The 24,182-nt window shown below is 42.0% G+C and carries 13 protein-coding genes; 8 read left to right on the forward strand and 5 right to left on the reverse strand.

The annotated features are described in order from the left end of the window. Positions 1-22: 22 nt before the first annotated feature. Both JMX18_RS04635 and rsmG read right to left on the reverse strand, forming a co-directional pair. Positions 23-802, reverse strand: coding sequence for a ParA family protein (locus tag JMX18_RS04635; protein ID WP_201584984.1), 780 nt, complete (start codon positions 800-802; stop codon positions 23-25). Between the two features lie 139 nt (positions 803-941). Beyond that, positions 942-1,622, reverse strand: coding sequence for a 16S rRNA (guanine(527)-N(7))-methyltransferase RsmG (gene rsmG, locus JMX18_RS04640; protein ID WP_406947347.1), 681 nt, complete (start codon positions 1,620-1,622; stop codon positions 942-944). A gap of 474 nt (positions 1,623-2,096) precedes the next feature. Here rsmG and JMX18_RS04645 point away from each other — a divergent pair, with 474 nt between their 5' ends. From JMX18_RS04645 to JMX18_RS04655, 3 genes are all read left to right on the forward strand, one after another. Next, complete coding sequence (locus JMX18_RS04645; protein ID WP_406947348.1) at positions 2,097-4,841, forward strand: AAA family ATPase; 2,745 nt, start codon at positions 2,097-2,099, stop codon at positions 4,839-4,841. Between the two features lie 206 nt (positions 4,842-5,047). Further along, the gene (locus tag JMX18_RS04650) at positions 5,048-6,091 is read left to right on the forward strand and encodes a helix-turn-helix transcriptional regulator (protein WP_201588229.1); all 1,044 of its coding nucleotides are present in this window, start codon (positions 5,048-5,050) and stop codon (positions 6,089-6,091) included. Between the two features lie 15 nt (positions 6,092-6,106). Continuing rightward, complete coding sequence (locus JMX18_RS04655) at positions 6,107-6,772, forward strand: TerD family protein (protein ID WP_201584985.1); 666 nt, start codon at positions 6,107-6,109, stop codon at positions 6,770-6,772. 132 nt (positions 6,773-6,904) lie between these two features. On the opposite strand, the gene JMX18_RS04660 is transcribed toward JMX18_RS04655, so the two are convergent. After that, positions 6,905-7,885 (reverse strand): ion transporter, encoded by a 981-nt coding sequence (locus JMX18_RS04660; protein ID WP_201584987.1) that lies wholly within the window; start codon positions 7,883-7,885, stop codon positions 6,905-6,907. Positions 7,886-8,552: 667 nt separating this feature from the next. Here JMX18_RS04660 and JMX18_RS04665 point away from each other — a divergent pair. Next, the gene (locus tag JMX18_RS04665) at positions 8,553-9,200 is read left to right on the forward strand and encodes an OmpW/AlkL family protein (protein WP_201588230.1); all 648 of its coding nucleotides are present in this window, start codon (positions 8,553-8,555) and stop codon (positions 9,198-9,200) included. A 180-nt stretch (positions 9,201-9,380) separates the two neighbouring features. Here JMX18_RS04665 and JMX18_RS04670 read toward each other — a convergent pair whose 3' ends face one another. Both JMX18_RS04670 and aceE read right to left on the reverse strand, forming a co-directional pair. After that, entirely contained in the window at positions 9,381-11,090 is a 1,710-nt protein-coding gene (locus JMX18_RS04670; RefSeq protein WP_201584996.1) for a 2-oxo acid dehydrogenase subunit E2, read from the reverse strand. 36 nt (positions 11,091-11,126) lie between these two features. Next, positions 11,127-13,946 (reverse strand): pyruvate dehydrogenase (acetyl-transferring), homodimeric type, encoded by a 2,820-nt coding sequence (aceE, locus tag JMX18_RS04675; RefSeq protein WP_201585008.1) that lies wholly within the window; start codon positions 13,944-13,946, stop codon positions 11,127-11,129. Between the two features lie 617 nt (positions 13,947-14,563). Here aceE and JMX18_RS04680 point away from each other — a divergent pair. From JMX18_RS04680 to JMX18_RS04695, 4 genes are all read left to right on the forward strand, one after another. Beyond that, positions 14,564-17,683, forward strand: coding sequence for a DUF11 domain-containing protein (locus JMX18_RS04680; RefSeq protein WP_201585010.1), 3,120 nt, complete (start codon positions 14,564-14,566; stop codon positions 17,681-17,683). Between the two features lie 431 nt (positions 17,684-18,114). After that, positions 18,115-21,231 carry a DUF11 domain-containing protein gene (locus tag JMX18_RS04685; RefSeq protein ID WP_201585012.1) on the forward strand — a complete coding sequence of 1,039 codons (3,117 nt, stop codon included), beginning with the start codon at positions 18,115-18,117 and terminating at the stop codon, positions 21,229-21,231. A 331-nt stretch (positions 21,232-21,562) separates the two neighbouring features. Continuing rightward, positions 21,563-22,027 carry a hypothetical protein gene (locus JMX18_RS04690; RefSeq protein WP_201585014.1) on the forward strand — a complete coding sequence of 155 codons (465 nt, stop codon included), beginning with the start codon at positions 21,563-21,565 and terminating at the stop codon, positions 22,025-22,027. Between the two features lie 44 nt (positions 22,028-22,071). Next, complete coding sequence (locus tag JMX18_RS04695; protein ID WP_201585016.1) at positions 22,072-24,120, forward strand: DUF11 domain-containing protein; 2,049 nt, start codon at positions 22,072-22,074, stop codon at positions 24,118-24,120. Positions 24,121-24,182: the final 62 nt, after the last annotated feature.

Consider the following 24,182-nt stretch of genomic DNA (forward strand, 5'->3'; position numbering starts at 1 on the left):
TTTTTTACTTTGAAGATCAATGCTAACGACTTTGCTTGATAACTTCAGCCGCTAACTTTTGGTAGGCTCGTGCGCCTTTGGACCATCTTTCATAAGCCAGTACTGGCAAACCGTGCGCCGGCGCTTCTGCCAAGCGTATATTTCTTGGAATGTGAGTTTTATACATAATATCACCGAAGTGAGCGTCAAGCTCAGCGGATACATCCTTAGCTAAAGTGTTACGCGCATCGAACAAAGTCCTAACGACTCCCCGAATATAAAGCTTATCATTAAGCTCTGTTAAACGCTCAATAGTCTGCGACAAATCAGCCAATCCTTCCAAAGCGTAATACTCACATTGCATGGGAATAATAACACCTTCAGTCGCTACTAAAGCATTAATGGTTAACAAATTCAAACTAGGCGCACAGTCCATAACGATATAATCATATGGCTGTTGCTGCTCGGCTGCTTGATCGGCGACTAGCTGGGTTATCGCTTTCTTCAATATCTCATGACTATCGGTCTGTCCCATTAAAGTAATGTCCATACCTGCCAGCTCGCGATTGGCCCCAATAACATCAAATCCTGCAGGACTATTGACCATAGCATCCGACAGCAAAACCCCGTCGAGTAGTACGTCGGCTATGGTTAAACTTAAATCATTTTTATCAAGGCCAGTCCCAGTGGTAGCATTACCTTGCGGGTCTAAATCAATCAGCAGAACATGCTTGCGCTTAGCGGCCAAACTGGCGGTCAAGTTTACCGCCGTTGTGGTTTTCCCAACGCCGCCTTTTTGATTCGCAATCGCTATGATTTCCATACACTCACTCAATTTAATTGGGGTCTATTACTGACTTACACTTTCATATTAGCTATTACAGTACTTTATACTTTTTTTAATTCATATCAACGGTTTCACAACTATAAAATAGTTTCATGAGTTTTCGGTTGTGCATAGCTTAGTCATTTTTAACCGATAATTCAATCAAATGACGACTGTCATCTAATCGTGGCACGTTTAGCTTAATAGTATTGATCTGCCAGCTCTTTTGTAGCGCCTGCAATTCTTCCTCAGAAGGCGCTTTACCTTTCATTGCCCATAATTGACCTTCTTTGCTAAGCCGCGACTGAGCGACAGTGACAAAGTCAATCAAGCTAGCAAAAGCGCGCGAAGTGATAATTTCATAACTGGCCTCATGAGCTTCGATACGTGCGGCAATGGGGTCTACATTATCGAGCCCAAGCTCGCTACTGATTTGCTTAATAAAACGAATCTTTTTCTGATTACTATCGAGCGCCGTGCAGTGACGCTCTGGCTGACAAATCGCTATAATGACAGCTGGCAGTCCCGCACCGGTACCAATATCGAGCAGCGAACCTTTCGGTAAATGCGGTATAATAGCCAAACAATCTATAACATGCTTGATTAATGCCTCTTTTGGATCGGTAATGGCAGTCAAATTATACGCTTTATTCCATAATAAAAGCTTGTCTAAGTACAATAACAAAGTGCGCATTTGAGTATCGTCAAGCGATAACTCCAGCGATTGTACTGCCTGCGCTAAGATATCAGCCAGTGCTGGAAGCTGGGCGCCAAGCTTTACAAAGCCTGCCGGATCTATAATAGTAGGATTCATCATATTGTTGATAGCATTTCTAGTGTTGGATTGGGTAGAAGCGAATATACAGCATATAGTTAAGTTACTTTAAAAGTGTTACCGTCCAGTGCTGCTGGTATTTATTTTACTTGCGTGCTGTGTCTACGCTGACAGAGGCTGCGCAAAATTAATACCAGCAGCACCTTTGAATTTACATAACAGTTTTACTTTCACCTAACTATACTACCCATTCTGGTATCTGGACCGATTATTTTATCACGCAGCCCGCTTATTGGATAGTTGCAGATTGCGCCAATGTGCGCCATCTTATACTATCTACCCTTTAATTAATGGTTTATTCTATATAACGAGCTCAAAACCTATAAGCTTAAACCTGATTTTATGTTTTGAAAAGCTATAGCTTCAATGACTACAATATCTATAAACTTATATAAACTCACCATCACAGATTATGCGTGCTGAGATTATCCTATATTTTATAAGCCCTATACGCTTATGCGCGAACCAAAAGCCAATCCTATGACTCAAGATTCAACAAATTTTACTGCTACAGAATTCGATTTGACGGCTGCAAACACTGCCGAATTAAATGAAATGACAAAACCTTCAAAATTAAAAAACGAGGAGTCATCAAAAAGCCCTCACTCGGTATCTCCTATATTTATTGAAACCATGCAGCGCTGCCGTATAGATGCTGAGCAGCTCAAACGCTATAGCCAACCTGATAAGCTCCCTACTGATACTCGCACGGCTCCTGATTTGGAAGTAGGTTTTGGGCAACAACGGGCCATCAAAGCCCTACAGACTGCTTTAGATATTAATGCCAGTGGCTATCACGTATTTGCGGCAGGTGAAAATGGCTTGGGCAAACGTACTATAATTAGCCGTTTACTGCAACGTATCGCCGCTGATGCCCCTACTCCTGACGATTGGGTCTATGTGCATAATTTTATTGATCCAAGGACGCCTATCGCTTTACATTTACCCGCTGGGCAAGCGCAGCTACTGCAGCAACAGGTCAATGAACTATGGCAGCAAGCAAAAAAACGGCTTAGCCAACGCTTTCGTAGCGATCATTATCAGAGCAAAATTGAAGCTATAAAAAATGCCACTCATCAGCAAGAAAGCCATGCTTACGAGGCGTTAAATACCGAAGGCAAGCAATACGACTTAGCGCTCACTTTTCGCTCTCATGACAATAAAGCAGTATTTGTTCATCCCAACCAGTTGCCCACAAACGAGCCTTCCGAGGATACTGGAGAGAGACAAAACCTTGCTCAAAGCGCTAATGAAAATCATAAGGAAAAAGATAAAAACAATAACGAAAATACAAATTCAAAAGCAAACATAAAGTCAAATCAGACTTCTGAGGATACTGAGCGGCATAATTTTACTCAAAAAAACTATATGCAAAAGCGGCTTAATCAGCTGACTATTGCTTTGGAGCAATTAGAAGATGAGGCTAATGACGCCATCGAAAGCTTACATCGAGATATTGCGCAGCGCACATTGCGACCTCTATTCACCCCTGTTTATGAGCAATTTAGTGAAAGTGCTGCGGTTGTAGATTATCTAAAATCCATGCTTAACGATATGGTTAATCATGTTGAGCGTATCGTCAATGCTGACGATGAAGAGTTTATCGCTGCTATTTTAGCCACCACTCCTAGTCGCTACACAGTCAATATTATCGTCAGCCACGAGCCTGAGAGCGGCGCACCAGTGATTTTTGAAGACTTGCCTACTCATTTAAACTTATTGGGTCATGTTGAACAAATCACCCAACTGGGTACGGTGACCACCGATGTTAGTATGATTCGTGCGGGCGCGCTGCACCGTGCCAATGGCGGTTACTTATTGCTGGAAGCTAGCCATTTGCTCGAGCATCCTTATGCCTGGCAAGGGCTAAAACGAGCGCTGCAATCTCGCAAAATTAAGCTATCTAGCCTTGAGCAAATGCTGACTTTAACCGGTAGCTTGTCATTAGCACCTGCACCAATTGACTTGGATGTCAAAGTGGTTTTGCTGGGCGAAGCGGATTTATATTATGAGCTGTTAGAGCTTGAGCCTGAGTTTGACGCGGTATTTAAAATACGAGCTGACTTTCATGATGACATCATTCGTAATGATGCTCATGAGCTGGCGCTAGTGGCAAAAATGGCTGATATTATCGACTATGCCCATCTTTATCCCTTTAACAATGAAGCTCAGGCGGCCTTGCTTGAGCATTTAAGCTTGCAAGCTGAGGACCAAGATCGCCTAAGCTTACATAGCGATCGGCTGATTAAACTACTGCATGAGTCCAATCGTCATGCACGCTTGAAAAAGCAAGATATCGTCGATGCCAGCCATGTCGCTCAAGCTATTGCCGATATGGATGAGCGCTCGGGCTACTTGCGCGATTTATACTGGAACGAGCTCAAAACGGGTCAGCAATTGATCAACACCGAAGGACAAGCGGTCGGACAAGTGAACGCCTTGACGGTAGTCAGCTATGCCGATAGTGAGTTTGGGATGCCTGCCCGTCTAACTGCGGTTATCCAGCCTAATACTGGCACTGGCGACATTTTGGATATTGAGCGTGATGTTGATTTAGGGGGTAGCTTACACGCTAAAGGCATGCTGATTATGACCAGCTATCTACGCGCCCTCTTTAGTCAACATCATGCGCTTAATTTTAGTGCCTCTCTTGCTTTTGAGCAAAGCTATGCGCATATTGATGGCGATAGCGCTACGGTTAGTGAGGCCTGCGCCTTATTATCGGCTTTAGCTGACGTACCTATCAATCAAGCATTAGCGATTACTGGCTCTATGAATCAGTTGGGTGAAGTACAAGCGGTTGGTGGTATCAATGCCAAAATTGCGGGCTTTTTTGATGCCTGCCGCGAGCAGCAATTAACCGGTGAGCAAGGCGTAGTCATACCGATGGCCAACATCAATCAGTTGATGCTACGTGACGACATTATCGATGCCGTTGAGGCAGGACGCTTCCACGTTTACGGCGTTAGCACTCTGAGCGAAGCCTTAACTTTAATGACCGGTCTACCTGTCGATACTCTAAATGAGAAAAAAGGCAAAAAAGCCAAGAAAAAGGGGCGCTATCATAAGGACAGTCTATTCGGCAAGGTGCTACAGCGCTTGATGTTATGGGATGATGATCAAGAAGCAGCCGAAATGATGGAAGATAAAAAGAGCAAAAAAAAGTCTAAGAAGAAACGCAAGGATAAAAAGCACCAGTAATCATTCCTAGACGTTACTGCCCTTTTCTGCGATGATAAAAAATGCAGGGCTAAAGTAGTGCTGTTGACTATTATCTGTCTATAGCTAACTTTTAACAGACCCTAATAATCGTATTTATTTATATAGGTTATCTTGCAATGACTGTGCAACCTACTGATAAAACAGATATTGAAACTGCTAATGAAGCCACAAATGAAACCAGCGGTATGGCTGCCAGTCGTCACGGGGCGGCGACTACAGCGCGGCAATGGCAAGTGCTGTCGCAACTACAACGCAATCGCTGGGTAGGAACCACTCATATCTATGAGCAGCTAATGTTAGCTGGCTTTGATATTAGCTTGCGTACGGTACAAAGAGATTTGAACGCTTTAGCCAAGCGCTTTCCTATCGAAAAGAATAATGCCAATCCGCAAGGTTGGCGCTGGAAGGAAGATGCGCCGCTACAAAGCTTACCGCACATGAATTTATCACAGGCCGTAGCGTTTAATATGGTCGAGGCCAACCTGACCCAGCTGCTACCCCCTGCTATTTTAGATGAGCTTTTCCCTTGGTTCGATTTGGCACGCCGGCAACTAAAAAACAGCAAAGTAACCCACTCTTGGATTGACCGAGTACGGATTGAGCCTGCCACGCAGCCCTTGATTGCGCCGCATATCGACTTGGAGAGCAAAGACAATATTTATCACGCGCTATTTTATCAATTGCAAATAAAAGCCTGTTATACCCGTAGCAATAAAACCGAAGCTAGCGAGTATATTTTAAATCCTATCGCTATCATTCAGCGCGGGGTAATTATTTACTTGCTGGCCACCCGCATCGACGATCCAGAAGCTATCATTCGCACCTTTGCTCTGCATCGTTTTGCTAGCGTTGAGATTCTTGAAAGTAGCGCTCAGACCCCTGATGACTTTCAGCTGGATAGCTATCTAGATGCTGGCGGTATGGGCTTTACTCATCCTTTATTGAGTCAGTTGCCCGATCATGGCAAAAACACCGCTATTGAGCTTACCTTTACTAAAAGAGCGGGCAAAAGCCTGACTGAGAGTAAACTTAGTGAAGATCAAGTGGTAACCATTAATGATGAGGATGATACGCTGAGCGTAAAAGCCACTGTAAATTTGACTTCGCAATTGGTTTGGTGGCTGCGAGGTTTTGGAAATGGCTTATTAGATGCCAAGCCCACACTACTCCATCAAGTGGTATTGAATCAGCCTGCCAGCGATGATTCTGCCCCCTCTAAAACCAAATAATCAATAAGGAACACTATGCCAACCTCACAACCTTTGTCACTGCTATCAGACAATTTGAAGGCGCTTGGACTAACTTCAGACACTTTATTTTTTGCCTTAAATTTTGATTTCACCCCGCCTGATCCTGAGCCTAAAAAGAAAAATAAGTTCAAACGTTTAAAGCAGAATCAAGGCGCAATCGATATCGATATTGCTTGTGCACTCTATGATGATAACTGTAATATCACAGACCTAGTATGGTTTAAAAAACTGCGGGACAAAGTGGAATGCGTACGTCATCAAGGCGATAGCCTAAATGGCAAGGATCGTGGTCACGAAGCTATGTATAATGCGCCGCTCGATCAAGAACAAATCCGCATTTATTTGGATAAAATCCCTGCCCATATCAATCAAATCGGCTTATTAGCGAGCTCATACTATGAACAAGCCTTTGGAAAAGTACACGCCGGTGAGATTCATCTTAGTGATGACGAGGGTAATCGAGCATTCGAGGTTAATTTAAAGCAGCTACCCCGTGATTGTAATGCTATTTGGGTCGCCAGTTTACAGCGTGAAGTTGATGATTGGCATTTAACGGTACAGAACTTGCCTTTATCAGAAACTGACTTACAAAAAGCCGCTCAACAAGTGGCTCATGAGCTCGCCCGTGCGCTGCCTGTCCCCGCCACTGCACGTAGCTAGGGAGATAGCTGACTATCGACTGTGATGGGTTATAAGTAAAAATGAAAAGTAAAAAACAAAAGGGCGATAAACTATAGACTAGTTTATCGCCCTTTTAGATATATAAGCTTAGGTTTGGTTGCAATTCTAGCCTTAATCTAATGGCTCTCCGCAATGGGGACAAAAATTCTTTTTGCGCACTTCTTTTTCGCGGCGCTCAAGCTCTTGCTCACGTAAAACTTGCAGTACAATATTCTGCGACTGCTCTTTATCAAGTCCAAGCTCACGACGAATCTTATCAATTAGAACTTGGTTTTGTACCAGATCAAAATCCCCATTTACCAGTTGTTCCCGAAAGTGCTGCTCAAGCTCTTCACGGCGCTGAGCAAGCTCATTTGCCAGACCCGTTGCCAAAATACCTGCTGGCAGTGCTGCTAGACCTACACCCAATATCGTAATGACCGCGCCTAGTATTTTACCCGCATTAGTGATGGGCGTTACATCACCGTAACCCACTGTGGTCAAAGTTACCACCGCCCACCACATGGCTTTGGGTATCGACTCAAATTCTTCAGGTTGGGCATGATTCTCAACTAAATAGATACCACTGGAGGCAGTCACAATCATGATAAGCAAAATAAAGATAACCGCTTGGAATGAGCCACGCTCTTTACTGATGACCACCAAAAGAATGCGCATTGATGCAAAGTAGCGAGTAAGTTTAAGGATTCTAAACAAACGTAAGATACGTAAGAAACGTAGATCTATACTGACAAAGAAGTTCAGAAACGCCGGTGCAATCGCTACTAGATCAATCATAGCTGAAGGACTTCTGAGCCAGTCCCAACGTTGCCGCCAGGTGGTATTATCAGGCTTAGCTTCGGCAACACTCCACAAGCGCAGTAGATACTCAATAGAAAATATGACGATAGAGAAGTTTTCAAACCAAGTAAAATACTGCTGATAAGGGTAATACAACTGGTCTACTGATTCGGCAATTACTGCCGTTACGTTAGCCAAAATTAGAAAAATGAGAAAATAGTCAACGTAACGACTAAAAAGGGTATCATGCTCATCGTTTTGTAAAATATTATAGACAAAACGACGTAAGCGCCGTATAGATTGGAATAGCATGCCGTCCCTATGCGGTATAATACCGAGCGTTAATAAGTAAGCGATAAAGCTAGAGATTTTAAGCAGATAATTAGATTAGCTTAATAAGAGCGGTAATTATACAAATTTTTGGTAGTGAATATAGACTAATATTAGTAGTAACCCTACCATAAGTAGCAAACTAACATACAAAAACTTCTGATCAAGGCGCAGACTATCATTAGCGTTCTCAGCAGGAATCAACGAAAACTCGCATTTAGGACAGTAATGACTAGTTTGCACCAGCACTTTCACTGAACGTGCATTATCACACCTTAAAAAAGAATTACTGCAATATCCATTCATGATATTTATTACTTAACCTTTAATTATTTAGAATTATCTAATTATTAACACTTGCTTTTAACTATTTATTAAAGAATAGTTAAAGACTTAATTTTAAAATTTGTTAATAATTACATTTGTTAAAGTGATAACAATATTAGCAATACTCTTTATTAAATTAAAACTTTTTAGCATTGAATAGCCGATTTGTGTCCAAATCACTACTGTTAACAAGGAATATGTATTATACTACCCCTAAGATGTTACAGATTATATTTTAACATCTGCGTTGTGTATTAGTGAAGGCATCCACTTCTGATTATAATCCCACTGATATTCCTCTTTTTCGTTAAGGAACCAAATGATGAAACTACAATCCCTAGTTTTAGCCACTGCCGCTGCACTTACTATGACCTCTGCTATCGCCGTTCCTGCAGGAACTTGGACTATCGGCGCCGGCGCCCACATGGTCGACCCTAAAAGCGATAACGGTACTTTGTCTACGCCTTTAGGTGCTCTTAAAGTCGATGTTGATGATGATATTCGCCCTACTATTACTGGTGAATATTTCATAGCTAATAACGTTGGTGTTGAACTGCTAGCAGCCATTCCATTTCATCACGACATCACCTTAAAAGCTGCTGATGGTAGCAAGGTTGATGCAAAAACTCAGCATTTACCACCTACTCTATCATTACAGTATCACTTTGATGGCTACAACATGCCAATGAATGTGAAACCGTTCGTTGGTGTTGGTTTAAACTATACTACTTTCTTTAAAGAAAGAATTGGTGTTAGCGGTGCAAAACTAGATATTGATGATAGTTTTGGAGTTGCTGGGCATATTGGTGTAGATATTCCATTCACGCCTACTGAGTCTTTCCGTATTGATGCCCGCTATATCGATATTGATACCGACGTTGAATTGCAAACAGGCGGTGTGTCTTATGATGTAGGTAAAGTTGATATCAGCCCTTGGGTTTATGGCGTTGCTTTTGTGAAGCAGTTCTAATATAGCCATAGCATTAGCAAAATTGAGAATGAAAAAGCCAGCTTGATAGCTGGCTTTTTGCTGCTTATGAATAAAATGTGCTGATATCAAAATGAGGGGTAATCACCATACTTAAGCAAAAAAAAAGACCATCCGTAGATGATCTTCTTTTCATAATTGCTATTTAGGCATCTTGAATACTTAAAGCAGAATATGACGTGGATCCGCTAGCAAGCTTGCTACATAACGAGTAAATACGGCCGCATCCGCACCGTTGATTACACGGTGATCATAAGATAATGATAGCGGTAGCATCAGACGAGGCTCAAAGGTTTGCTTATCTTTATTCCAGCGCGGCTGCATTGTCGCTTCAGACGCCCCTAATATACCGACTTGTGGCCAGTTTACTAGTGGTGTAAATGCGGTGCCGCCCAAGTTACCTTGGCTGGAGATAGTAAAGCTTGCCCCTTGTAAATCCTTGGTGCCGAGCTTTTTATCACGTGCTTTTACGGCCAGCTCACCAATCTCAATAGCGATTTGCTTAATACCTTTATCTTGCGCATTTTTGATCACAGGGACGATTAAGCCGTCATCGGTAGCAACGGCGATGCCCATATTGACGGTTTTACGTAAGATAATTTGGCTATTATCATCATTTAGATGACTATTAAATCTCGGATATTGAGTCAAGGCATAAGCCGTTGCTTTTACGATAAAGGCCAAAATAGTCAAACCAATACCTTCTGCCTTCATACCGCCTTTGAGCTCACCGCGTAGCTTTTCAGTTTCAGTAATGTCTGATATATCAAACTGGGTCACTTGCGGCAGATAAGTATTTAAGTTGAGCTGCGGAATCGAAACTTTTTGTAGACGACTTAAATCTTGTACTTCGGTCTCACCCCAAAGCTCAACATTGCTCATATCTGGTAACGCCGGCAGGCCCGAACCTACATTAGCGCTGGCAGGAGCGGCTTGCTGCGAGCTTAAGCGGCTCTTAACATGAGCAAATAAATCCTCTTTTAGGATACGATCATTGAGTGCTGAACCGTTTACTTGGGTGATATCTATCCCCAGCTGACGAGCCAGTTTACGTACTGCAGGACCGGCGTAAACCTCAGTTAGTTTTTCATTAACTTGTGCTTCAGACAGTTTATCGTCCTGATTATTGGTAGTAGTAGACTGTTTGGCCGCTTGCTTGGGCTCCCCTGTAGTTTGCACTTGCGTTGCTGTTTTTTTATCTTTCGAACTGTCTGAAACTGGCGCTGCCGTAGTTTCTACTTCATCGACTTGAGAGCCACTATCACCGATGATCACCACAAAATCTTGACCATTAGCGACCATATCACCTGCTTCGACCAAGATTTTTTCAATCTTGCCCGCTTCAGGCGCAGGGACTTCAACAGACGCTTTATCCGACTCAATCAATAGAATCGATTGATCGGCGCTCACTGTATCGCCCACACTTACCATAACCTCAGCCACTTGGGCTTCATCAACCCCTAAATCTGGTAGGGCATGGGTAGTTGCTTTACCTGATGCCGCTTTAGCTGATGTTGAGTTAGACTTAGATTGTGTCTCTTCTTCCTTAGCTGCTTTTTGCTCAGACTGCTTATTATCAGCTTCAGCCTTCTCAGTAGAAGCTTCATCCGAGTCTGAATTGGTATCATCATTATTGGTATCAGCTGCATCACTATCAATCTCAATGAGTACCGTGCCTTCACTGACTTGATCACCAACAGCAATATTAATCTTCGTAATCTTGCCAGCGGCTGAGCTCGGTACTTCGACTGAAGCTTTATCAGACTCTAATAATACAATGTTATCGTCTTTAGCAATGACATCACCGACTTGCACCATTATCTCACTGACTTCGGCGCTATCAACACCTAAGTCGGGGGCTTTAATGTCCATCTTTATTCTCCTTATCTTCCGATTGTCTTATGGTTATTATTCTTTGACATCATCATCATTGAGTAAATTGGCGTCAGCTTGATCTTCTGCGCGGCCTTCACTGCTGATTTCGTCATCGTCTTCACCGACAAATTCAGGTACAGGAACCGGATTAACATTATCAAGTGCAGGAGCAGGAGCATCTGGGAAATGGTCATAATGAGGCTGTTGTTGCCATGCAGGCGGCTGATCAGCATCAATACCAAAGCTTGAAATAGCGTCTTTTACTAAGCGCATCTCAACTTCTCCCTCATCTGCTAAGCGTTTGAGTGTTGCTACCACAATATGAGCGGCATCAACATGGAAAAAGCTACGCAGCTTCTCACGAGTATCTGAACGGCCGTAACCGTCGGTACCCAAGGTAGTATAAGGACGATTATCAGGTAACCAAGCACGGATTTGCTCAGAGTAATTACGCATATAGTCGGTCGCTGCTACTACGATACCTTCGTGCGGAGCCAGCTGTTCGGTTACCCACGAGACTTTTTCTTCTTCCATAGGATGCAAACGGTTATAATCATCACAAGCCATACCGTCACGGGTCAATTCATTAAAGCTGGTGACACTCCAAACGTTGGCCTTGATATTGAACTCGTCTTTTAGAATACGGGCGGCTTTTTGCACTTCACGTAAGATAACCCCCGAACCTAATAATTGAACTTGGTTTGAGCCATTATCTTCAAGCAAATACATACCACGCTTGATACCCTCTTCGACCCCTTCTGGCATCGCAGGTTGCTCATAGTTCTCATTCATTAGCGTCAAGTAATAATAGACGCGCTCACCCTCGGCATACATTCGGCGTAAACCATCATGCATAATCACAGCTAGCTCGTAACCAAAACAAGGGTCATAGCTGACACAGTTAGGAACGGTATTAAACAGAATCTGTGAATGTCCATCCTGATGCTGCAAACCCTCGCCATTCAAAGTTGTACGGCCGGCTGTACCGCCTAATAAGAAGCCTTGAGCCTGACAGTCACCTGCCGCCCACGCTAGATCACCTACTCGCTGAAAACCAAACATTGAGTAGTAGATATAAAGCGGAATCATCGGTAAGGCGTTCACTGAGTAACTGGTCGCTAAGGCAATCCAAGTACTCATTGCCCCTGCTTCATTGATACCCTCTTCTAACATATGACCGTCTTTGGCTTCTTTATAGCCCATCAAGGCTTCGCTATCCTCTGGGGTATATTTTTGTCCACCAGCAGAATAAATACCTAATTGACGGAACATACCCTCTAAACCAAAAGTACGGGCTTCGTCAGGGACGATAGGTACTACGCGGTCTTGGATATCTTTGTTTTTGAGCATGGCTGCGAGCAAACGCACGAATACCATAGTAGTCGATTGCTCTTTGCCTTTACTACCTTGGAGCATTCGATCAAAGATAGATAAATCAGGAATAGTGAGCGGGATATGACCACTGCGGCGATTAGGTAAATGGCCACCAAGGGCTTCACGGCGACCTTTGAGGTACTTCATTTCCAGTGAGTCCTCTTCAGGACGGTAGAAAGGTAAAGTCTCTAATTGTTCGTCGGTAAAGGGCAAATCAAAGCGATCACGGAAGTACATCAAAGACTCTTGATCCAGCTTTTTGATTTGGTGCGATTTATTTACCGCTTGAGCTTGGGTAGATAAGCCATAGCCTTTAACGGTTTTTACTAATATTACTGTCGGCTGGCCCTTGGTTTTCATGGCTTCACTAAAAGCGGCATATACTTTCATGGGATCATGTCCACCACGATTAAGCCGTGAGATATCATGATCTGATAGCTCATCTGCCATCTCTTTTAGCTCAGGGTATTTATTAAAGAAATGCTCACGAGTAAACTCTGGCGTACGTGCTTCATAGAGCTGATAATCGCCATCGACAGCTTCTTCCATACGATACTTAAGAACACCGGTCTCATCTTTATCGAGCAGCGTATCCCAGTTGCCACCCCAAATGACCTTGATAACTCGCCAGCCTGCCCCGCGGAATACGGACTCAAGCTCTTGAATAATCTTGCCATTACCCCGTACCGGCCCATCCAGACGCTGCAAATTACAGTTAATCACCCAAATAAGATTATCTAGCTTTTCACGACCTGCCAGCGAGATGGCGCCTAAGCTTTCAGGTTCATCAGTCTCACCATCACCGATAAATGTCCAAATTTTGCGATCTTCTTTTTCTAATAAGCCACGGTTTTCCATATAACGATGCACGTGGGCATGATAAATCGACATAATAGGGCCAAGACCCATGGATACCGTTGGGAACTGCCAATAATCTGGCATTAGATAGGGATGCGGATAGCTTGATAACCCTTTACCACCAATTTCACGACGGAAATTATCAAGCTGTTCTTCATCCAAACGTCCTTCTAGATAAGAACGCGCGTAGATACCCGGTGCCGAATGACCTTGATAATAAATCATATCGCCGCCGAAATGATCGGTAGCCGCCCGGAAAAAGTGGTTAAAACCGGTTTCATAAAGCGTGGCACTCGAGGCAAATGTTGCCAAATGTCCACCCAAATCATCATCGTTTTTATTAGCGCGCATGACCATAGCCAAGGCGTTATAACGAATCAAAGCCCGAATTTTACGCTCAATGGTCAAATCACCCGGATACATAGGCTCATCTTCGACCGCGATGGTATTGAGATAAGCGGTATCAAGGCGGTTGAACGGCATGCCTTCTTGCACCGCCTTATTGTATAAAGCCTTTAATAAAAACTGGGCACGATCTTTGTCTGTATGTTTAATAACCGACTCAAAAGCGTCGAGCCATTCTTGAGTTTCGGTGCTATCAGCATCCTTATAATAATTCATCTTTATTAGTCCTTATAAATAATCATCCCCGTTTAATAGCAGGGTATTAGTAATAATATAACCAGATTATAGTCTACTCAATAACTTCCTTGATTTATTTAAGTAGTTAATTCTTGCTGAATGGTTTAGATAGGCTGCGAAGGCGATAGACAATTAACAAAGATAGACAACTAATAATATAACCATTGCCTTACTAACCGTAAACCACAAACTATCCAAAATCTGTCTAGCAAGCTATAAGCATCTATTATAGGCGCTTACGCTCTTAATGTTTATAGCTGTGAAGAAATGACAACACAACAAGTATTTCTAAGATAAATAGCGATTAGTTAAAATATAAATATATTACTATTAGCTACTAGCACTTTGGTGCTAGTAGCTAATATTTAGTCTAAACTTATTTGGAGTAATAAAGGTAATGAATGTTGGATAATAAAAGTAGTTCCCGATTCCATTCAGGCATTAATCCTAGCCTTCTGTCACTAAAAGCTTACTATGAGTAATATAATGTTAGATTTTATTAAGGTTTTTGTTTATATTCTTTATAAGTAGTATTTTTTTTATTGTGAGTAAGATCACTGCTTATTTGCAACATGCAGGACATAGGAAGTAGCACTATGAGCAAAACCAAAGATGGTAAGCGTCTGAATTCAATTGATAATTTTGTAAAAAATATTATAAATCTCATCATACTGCTATTGATTAGCAGCTCATCTTTTGCCTTAGTGGCGAATGATGGTCCAGATACTTTCTGTCCTGCAGGAGCCATACAAGGCAGTTTAAACAATGCCAGTTATAGCACGCTAATGACGAGCTATAATAACAATGATTTTAGATCGGTAGTTAGCACCCCTTCTAATACCATTCCTTTACAGATCAAGATGAGCAAGCAGGAGCTGCCTAATAGCAACTCTAATACCACGAATAGTTTTGCGGTTAATAGCCAAAATAGTAACTACGCTATTAATATTAATAAGCGTTTTGCTAACAATGATACTGCCGCTACCACTATCACCCTTGAGTTTCGTAATAGTGATACCTTACAACCTTTATACCTTAGTAAGGTCGCTCTAAGTGCCTTTGATATCGACGCCTCTACTCAAGGAAGCAGTAACTTTGATGACTATGTCAAATTTACTGGTGTTGCTGAAAGCAAGTCTATTACTGGGAAAATCCAAACTATAACAGGTTCAAACGTAGTAGCTTTTGATAAAGGGCTGAGAACCAATAATATTAGTGATAGCGGCTGCTCTGCCAAAGGCTTGCAAGGAAGATGTCAAGGCTCCGTAGTATTTGAGGAGCCCGTTAAGTCCGTGACCCTTACTTACAGAACCACTGAGCGTATCAAGTCATCTGCAACCACTAATCAAGAGATTGACTTTCGGTTAGACAGTTACTGCTATCTACCGCCTTCCTATGAGATTACTAAAGATGATGGCCTAGCAATAGTTGCTACTGGCGATACCACTAATTATGTCATTAAAGTAACCAATACTGGAGGATTTCCACTAACTAATATTACCTTAAAGGATCCGGCAGTTTCAGGTCTCAATAAGCTCATTGGTATCAGCTGTGATAATAATGACCCCACCAATATTTGTAGTAGCGTGCCAAGTGTTAACCAGCTAGAGCGTGCCGCAGGATTTAATATCCCATCTTTACCAGTTGGCAAGAGTTATAGTATTAGAGTGCCAACACGGGTCACGGCAGCTGAAGGCTCTACTATTATTAATACGGCTAACATTAATACTGCAAACTTAGATCCTAAAAGTGCGAGTGATAGCAATGAAGTAACCTCTATATTTGGTGGTGGATCGAGCAGCGCACCAGCAACTTGTCCGAGCGGACATCAAATGTACTACCTTGGCGAAAGTCCACCTGCTTACTCTCCTATACAAACACAAAATCTAGGCTGGACTAGGAACTCCAGCAATACTAATAGCTTTAATTTTGGTAGCATCAAGCTAACCTTAGCGTTTTCTGATATATCATATTTACGTAACGGTTATCCAAGCTACAGTAGTTATTCTGGCGCAACAAACAATGCCATTAATATGTATCACGAAAGCCCATACGCACCTGTTAATCACCGATTAACCGCCACTATGAATAAGCCCGTATCAAAGTTCGGCTTTCTGGTTCAAGACTTAGATACCAATCGAAATAGCTATGTAGAGTCCCTTTCATTTGATACGAGCAATAATAAAGCGACGGGTGGCGTATTCTCATTTCCAAGTACGTTTAATGATTATTTAGAGCTTTCTAATAACAACCAAACTATAGCAGGCAAAAGATGGGAGAACTGTAGTACTTCTAATCCATGTGATTTCAATGTAGATTGGGGCTATCAATCAGCGGGCACCCCTTTTGTAGTCACTCATGGCAATATCTACAATACCTCTAGTACACCAGGGCAATTAATGGGCTACTCTGACTTTTACTTCTGTCTTGCGCCGCCAAAACTGGTAGTCAAAAAAGAGCTCGAAGGCAATCGTATTAATGATACTAACGCCAAGCGTGATCAGTTTGAGATAACCGTCGTAGGCGGTTCAATAGCTGCTAATAGCTTTACAACTACTGGAACCGGCGCGACTATCAATAACGGTCGTAGTACAGTTTTAGAGTTAAAAGAAAACACCACTTATACGATTACTGAACGAGTAATAAATGGTAATGCCAACAGCTATAGTGCCAGTTATACTTGTACCAACACTACTACTGATAGCACCACTATCGTACCTAGTGGCGCAATGAGCTATGATGCAGCGGCAGGCACACGCTCATTCAATTTGTCTAACGTCAACTTCGCCGATGAAATCACTTGTACCATTACCAATAGCGCCAATTATGTATTCTCAGGTATTGTATTCAACGATAATGGCGGTATCGTCGCAGACGATGAGAAAAAACGAGATATCTCCGCCACTTTTACCGCTAACAGCAGCTATTTTAATGGGCTATTCGATAGTGGATCTGAATCGGGGATTTCTAGTAGTAATTTAAGCATACGTCTAACTGACTGCAGTGGAACAGATATAGCTACTAGCTCGCCAAACCCACAAACGGTAGCAGATGATTCAGTAAACAACGGCAGATACCGCTTTACCGTAGCGCCTAGTGCTTTAGTCAATAAAACCCAAGTGTGCTTGATTGAGGCTGAACCCAGCGCGTGGGAATACCCCATAGATACTACCACCAATGTTCGAGAGATTACACTTGTAGCCGATGTCTATAATTACAAAACAGAAATAAGCAGTTCAGGGACGATAATACGTAATTTAGACTTTGGGGAAGTAAAGTCTGATAATGCGGCTTTAGTGCTTATCAAATCACAATACGTTCACGACTGTGATAGTAATCTTGATTATCAGAGTATTCCTGACAGTGAAAACCCAACGATAGGCTTTAGTATAGAGCCTATTAGTGATATTAGCCCAAATAACTGTATCGCTTACCGAGTTCAAGCTTATAACCGCGCTCATTTAATTCTAGAACAGATTCAAATTAGCGATATATTGCAAAACACGCCGGTTGCCTCTGTATTTAAACAACCTGCACCTTTATTTCTACCTACATCGGTAGCTAGTCCTACCGTTGTTTATGATACTAATGGGGAGATCCAGTCCAACCAGTTTAGCCTAGCTGCCGTTGCAGCAACAGCTAGCACACCCACTTCGGCGACGCTATACTTCAATACGAAATATGGTACTACCGTTACTAGTCTAGTAGTTCCTTAATTATTATTAAATCTATGATATAACTAAAGTTATTTCAAGATTAAAGTTTCAATAATTAGAAGCCTTAATATAAGGATATTAAGGCTTTATCTAGTCATTCTTCTTTTACTATGAATATAGTCTAAATATGATTGGACTTATTAATATCATCCAGCCCAAAACTTTAGTCCCCGTCTATCATACCAATAATGCCTCTTGTCACTTTAAACTATTCACTCACTCATATTATGTTAATATCGAATGTTAACATAGCGTCAGGCTATAGATTATTTAGAGCCGTTAACTAATTTAGAGCCACGAACTATTAGTAACCGCGACTTTGTAGCACTACCAAGCTGTAAATTTTACAAGATTTAAAGCTTTCCTATAACCCCAGTATCTGATTGGTGTAGAGCTTCGTAATATTAGTAGCGCTTTATTAGGAATATGTCATGCACCCAGCATTGTATCTGTTGAATTCAATAAGCTCACATCGAGCCCGTCATTTTATGTATAAACTATTCATCTCGATGAGTTTACTTATCGCTTTATTGATGAGTAATTCCTCATTTGCTATTGCGCCAAATCCTGGTGCAATATGCCCTGCTGGCACTCAAGGTAGTTTTACCGAAGCTGATTATAGTACTTTATTCTCTAGTTATATTCGCAAAAACTACGCGGATATTGCAGGCTCTGGCAGCATTCCTCTACAAATGCAGATGAGTGCTATAGATACTGACCGTAAAACCAAAGTAAGGGTTGAGCAAAGAGATAGCGGCGGCTATTCATTTATTCGTGTTAGGAGAGAAGCCGACGATGACCCTACTTCTACCACCAATGTAACCCTTGATTTTCGCAAAAGTGATACTACTGAACCTCTTTTTCTTAATAATGTTGCGCTCAGTGTATTTGAAATTGATAGATATCTAGATAAAGGTGAAGGTTGGGATGATTTGGTAACCGTGACGGGTAAGACCAAAGCAGGCACTACCATCAATGGCATTATTCAATCTATTGCAGGCTCTACAGTCACTGGTTCTAATGGCTCACTTTATCAGTCTGGCAATGCCAACCGAATTCGGTGTAGAGGCACGCTTGCAACAGACTGCCAAGGCTCTATCGCCTTTGATCAACCTGTAGACTCGGTAACGATTTCATTTGGCAATACGACCAGAATTACCAAAGGTGATGAGGAACAAGAAATAGAATTTAGAGTAGACAGCTACTGTTACGCGCCGCTGTCTTATGAAATCTCTAAAGACGATGGTATTACCAGTATCGGTACTACCAACCTTACCAATTATACGATTAAGGTAACCAATACTGGCGGTGCGGTCTTAAATAACGTGACTCTAAAAGATCCTATAGTCGCAGGTCTCAGTAAGCAATCTAATATCACTTGTGACTCGGCAGATAGCACCAATAGTTGTAATACAGTGCCGACAGTAGCGCAGCTAGAAGGTGCTGGATTTAGTGTTCCGCCTATACCGATTGGTCAGAGCTACAGTATTAACATCCCTACGAGAGTAACTGCTGAACAAGGTTCAACCGTAACCAATACCGCCACCATCAGCCATCCAACTCTAGCATCCAAGAGCGCCAGTGATCGTAATACAGTAACCGCTATATTTGATGGCGGCACCACTGACACGCCAGCCATTTGTCCAAGCGGACATAAAATGTACTATATTGGCGCTAACCCACCAGCTTTTAGTCCTATTCAGAGCCAAAGCCTGAGCAGTTGGGTTGGCGGCAACACTTCAAAGACTTTTACATTCACTGAGGCTTCAGGTAACAAAAGCTTTAATATTAGCTTCTCTAATCTTTTAGATTTAAACACTTCAACCTCTGGGGGCAGACCACCTTTTTATAGTTCACTAAAAGATGTTACTACCTCAGCGATTAATTTATTGCATCACTCTTATGGAGTGAGAACCAATCACGTTTTGGACGTTAGCGTAAACCGTCCTGTGAGTAAGGTCGGCTATAAAATACAAGATATAGACTCAACTATTATCTCCGGTCAAGTACCGTACATAGAACAAGTAGATGTCTCTAGTAGCAATGGTCAGCTAACCTTTAATGATATCTTCCATACTATCAATGCTAATAGAGATAAAGTCACGGCTATTAGAGGTCGAAACTGTGATACTAATGAATGTACTATCGATGCCACTTGGGGCTATAATCCTGCAAACACCCCTCTTAACTTAAAGCACAACAATACTTTTACTGAAAGAAATAGCTATCATGCCGTAGGCTATTCTGACTTTTACTTTTGTCTAGCACCGCCAAAACTAATAGTTAAAAAAGAGCTAGAAGGCAATCGTATCAATGATACTGATAGCAAGCGCGATCAGTTTGAGGTCAAAGTCACTGGTGGATCAATAGCGAGCAATAGTTTTACCACTACGGGCACTGCTGCCACTGTAAATAATGCTAGTAGTCGTCTCTTGAGCTTGACGGAGAATACCACTTATACCATTACTGAACGGGTAATGAATGGCTCGACGCTTGGTGATATTGCTAACTATAAAGCGACTTATATCTGTACCAACAATAGTACAGGTAGCACCACTGTCATGCCCACTGCTGATATGACTTACGACGCGGTGGCTAAGACTCGTTCGTTTACCTTATCAGGGGCATCCTATGGCGATGAAATCATCTGTACCATTACTAACACCCCGGTAAGCTATACTTTTTCAGGCATTGTGTTTAATGATAATGGTGGCATCACAGCTGCTGAAGAAACCAAACGAGACATCTCTACTACCTTTATCGGCAACAAGGATTACTTTAACGGTATCTTTGATAGCGCTACTGAATCAGGTATCTCTAATAGTAATTTGAGCATCAGCCTCACAGACTGTAATGGTAACAACATCACCAATACCACAGCGCAAACAGTCTCTTCTGAAGGCAGATATCGATTTGTAGTACCGGTAAGCGCTTTATTAGGTAAAACCGAAGTCTGCTTGGTTGAGAATGAGCCCAGCTCATGGCTGTATAAGGTTGACACCACTCCTGATAAGCGTAAAGTCACTCTAATGCCCAACGTTTATGATTACAAGACTGAGAAAAGTGCGGGAGGCGAAATGCTCCGTAATTTAGACTTTGGTGAGGTCAAAGAGAACAACTCAGCTTTAGTATTGGTGAAATCTCAATACGTTCATCAGTGTGATAGCGCCTTAGACTATCAAGCTATCCCTGAGGGCGAGAATCCAACTTTGGGCTTCAGTATAAATACGATCGAAGATCTTGCTCCAAACCAGTGTATTGCTTATCGGATTCAAGCCTATAACCGTGGACATATAGGTTTAGAGAAAATTCAAATCACTGACCAGCTACAAAGTACGCCTGTCATTTCTGTGTTTGAATTACCGGCACCTTTATTTCTTCCTACTTCGATAGCGAGTCCTACCGTTGCTTATGGCACCAATGGTGAAATTACGTCCAATAAATTTAACTTAGCGGCTACTCCATCATCTGCTACTCAGCCAAATATGGCGACACTCTATTTTAATACTAAATACGGAAACACCGTTTCTAATCCAGCGGCACCTTAACAGGCTGCCGTTTCTACACCTCCACAAAAGTATTTATGACTGTATTCTGCAAGTTATAAATCCCATTTAAAACAACTACCTACTGACTCCTTTCTTATCAATTTCCCTCATCACAAACAGAGGTCTTTGTTTGTGATGAGGGTCATTACCACTGACACCCTTCAAATTGCCATTTGTCGCTTTTATGATGAATGTTTGTAGCTACTTTGTAATAATGCCAACATAGAAAAGATATCTACTCTTTATCAGTAACAGTTAATTATATCGAACATCAGTTGAATAACTGAAGACCAAGGTTACTGATAGCCATGGTTTTAGCAAGGAAAGTTATATGAAATGTTTTAACTACTTACGCAGTGTTTTATTAGCTACTTTGGCTTCTAGCTTGTTGTTGAGCGCCGCTCACGCCAATGAAGCTCTAGATATGCAACTAAGTGCTAATAAAGTCATGACCAATGCTGAAGGCAAAGTTGTCTACTCGCCTATCAGCACGGCGCCCAAGGGCACGGTCGTACAATATAAAGCCACTTATACCAATACCATCGACAAAGACATTAAAGACTTAGTAGTGGTACTGCCTATTCCTGTCAACATGACCTTTAATGGGGTAGCACTCCCGACTAGTGCGCAAGCCAGCGTTGATGGCAAGAACTACGCTGATATGCCGCTTATGCGCCGTGTCGATGGCAAGTTGGTCAAAATCCCATTATCTGAATATCGTAGCCTGCGCTGGAATATCAAATTATTACCAGCCAAGAAATCTGCCGCTGTAGCACTGAATACTATTGTCAATTAATCCCATTGTTAGAGCATTTCATTTACCCTTAGGAGATTTACCGTATGAAACCAAACCCTTTTAAATATTCAGTGCTGACCGTTGGTATTGTTACTGCCATGGGCGTTGCCAGTATCGCTATGGCCACTACTAGCCTCACCTACGATCAGGAGAATGCCTTTTCTGTTACTAACAAAGCTGAAGCTACCTATATGGTTGAGGGTAATACTACTGAACAAAAAGCTGAATCAAATGAAGTCAAAATTAATGTTACTGAAACAGGTGCATTTAGCTTAATTGCTACTTCAGCTGACGACAAACCTAATGATGATCTTAATAAGAACCTTACTATTAACCCGCAAATTGATCAGAAGGTCGACTTTAAACATACCTTAAGCAACGCTGGTAACGTCGCTGATAGCTATACTATTAGTATTCAGAATGGCGAAGGTGATGACTTTAACTATAGTATCGCCAACAGCGTTATTAAATATCAAAAGGTAAGCGCTGATGGGAACAATATTGGCGACGTTGTGACGGTTGCTAACGGTGGAACTATAACACTAGGCGCTGGTGAGTCTGCTGGAATTACAGTGACAGCGGCGGCAGAAACAGCTCGTGTTGTTGGAAAGAACGGCATACTTACTGTTACTGCTATTAGTACCTTCTTAAATGGTAAGGGTAAAACAGCTACCATTACTAATACTGACAATGCTATTACCACTACGCCTATTTATGCCATTAACAAGTCGGCAACGACTAACCTTGGCACTAAGAATTTTGACCTTAAAAATGACAATGCTTATGTCGACTATACCATTACCGTCACTAACCAAGGTAATGAAGATGGTACCGCAGTTACTATCGAAGATAAGCTACCTAATGGTTTGGTTGCCATTCAAAGTGGTGAGGATAACTATGTAGCGCCTACTACCACTGGTGGCACTAGTAGCGTTACTCCTAGCATCTCAAGCGATGGCAGAACCGTTACTGTAACTGGTCAAAATATCTTACAGAACCAAACCATTACGGTTACTTTCCGTGCTAAGAAAGCAGAAAATGCTACTGTTGATAGTACCTTTAATAACTATGCAGTGGTAAGAGACGACACTAATGGCGATGGTAGCTTTGATCTTGTAGATAGCTCAGGCGATAAAAAAGATGACTCAGTTATTGAAAATAACTATGAAGACCCAGCTAATCCTAGTGTCGGTACAGATACTGATAACGGTACGATAAGACCTACACAGCAAAATCGCGAATTAAACATTAGTAAAGGCGCTGATAAAGAAGTAGCACTACAAAGTACTAATAACGTTTATACCTATACTATAACCAACGCTGGTAAAGACATTACCGAGGCTGCTAAAGCTGGGGATGTGTTGTTTACTATCACTCCTACTACTGATATCAGTCAAATTAATGTTACTCAAGTATTCGTGGATGCCAACAATAATGGCGTATTTGATTCGGGTGAAAAAGTATTGACTGCTAATCAAAGCGGGCAATATGATCTTAATAATGCTGCTCCAGCTGGCTTAGCATCTGCTGTTGCTGGCTCTCCTGCTGGTTCAGTCACTATTGGTGTAGTAGTCGCTACCAATGGTTCGGGCAGTAAATTGCAAGGTAAGAATGATATCGGTAAGTTTGAAGAGATTACTGTTGCCATCTTACCAAAGACTGAAGTAGATGGTACCCCAGCACCTACCAAAAACGTATCTACTACCTCAACTACGACTATGCAAGGTATTGACTTGACCAAGTACCAAGCTGTCGCTAGCTGTGGTACTGCACCAACAGATATTCCTGCTAATGATTGGGTCACAACTGATCTTACTGGTACAGCGGGTGCTTGTGCTTTCTATAAATTAGAGGCTATTAACACCTTTACTAATATCAAAATCAATAACATTGTCTTGAAGGATAGTTTGGTTGGCAAACTTACCTATCAAAGTGACTTTGCTTCTGATACCAGTATTAACTCAGCAGCAGCCACATCAAACATTTCTGGTAATGTCATTACCGGCACCTTTGCCAGCTTGGCAGGAAAGGAGATCGGTAACGTCTACTTCTCTGCAAAGATATCTCAAGCAGGTAATAACTCTAATCCATAAGTAATTAACCTTCATTTTAATAATTCAAAGGAGCTTTCTTAACCCGATTAAGGAAGCTCCTC

Origin of the sequence: Psychrobacter jeotgali, assembly GCF_904846315.1 — a bacterium.
GTDB classification, from domain to species: domain Bacteria; phylum Pseudomonadota; class Gammaproteobacteria; order Pseudomonadales; family Moraxellaceae; genus Psychrobacter; species Psychrobacter jeotgali.

Bases quoted from the DNA above. Each gene is read 5' to 3' on its own strand.
- JMX18_RS04635 (WP_201584984.1), bottom strand. From the start codon at position 802: ATGGAAATCATAGCGATTGCGAATCAAAAAGGCGGCGTTGGGAAAACC.
- rsmG (WP_406947347.1), bottom strand. From the start codon at position 1,622: ATGATGAATCCTACTATTATAGATCCGGCAGGCTTTGTAAAGCTTGGC.
- JMX18_RS04645 (WP_406947348.1), top strand. From the start codon at position 2,097: ATGCGCGAACCAAAAGCCAATCCTATGACTCAAGATTCAACAAATTTT.
- JMX18_RS04650 (WP_201588229.1), top strand. From the start codon at position 5,048: ATGGCTGCCAGTCGTCACGGGGCGGCGACTACAGCGCGGCAATGGCAA.
- JMX18_RS04655 (WP_201584985.1), top strand. From the start codon at position 6,107: ATGCCAACCTCACAACCTTTGTCACTGCTATCAGACAATTTGAAGGCG.
- JMX18_RS04660 (WP_201584987.1), bottom strand. From the start codon at position 7,885: ATGCTATTCCAATCTATACGGCGCTTACGTCGTTTTGTCTATAATATT.
- JMX18_RS04665 (WP_201588230.1), top strand. From the start codon at position 8,553: ATGAAACTACAATCCCTAGTTTTAGCCACTGCCGCTGCACTTACTATG.
- JMX18_RS04670 (WP_201584996.1), bottom strand. From the start codon at position 11,090: ATGGACATTAAAGCCCCCGACTTAGGTGTTGATAGCGCCGAAGTCAGT.
- aceE (WP_201585008.1), bottom strand. From the start codon at position 13,946: ATGAATTATTATAAGGATGCTGATAGCACCGAAACTCAAGAATGGCTC.
- JMX18_RS04680 (WP_201585010.1), top strand. From the start codon at position 14,564: ATGAGCAAAACCAAAGATGGTAAGCGTCTGAATTCAATTGATAATTTT.
- JMX18_RS04685 (WP_201585012.1), top strand. From the start codon at position 18,115: ATGCACCCAGCATTGTATCTGTTGAATTCAATAAGCTCACATCGAGCC.
- JMX18_RS04690 (WP_201585014.1), top strand. From the start codon at position 21,563: ATGAAATGTTTTAACTACTTACGCAGTGTTTTATTAGCTACTTTGGCT.
- JMX18_RS04695 (WP_201585016.1), top strand. From the start codon at position 22,072: ATGAAACCAAACCCTTTTAAATATTCAGTGCTGACCGTTGGTATTGTT.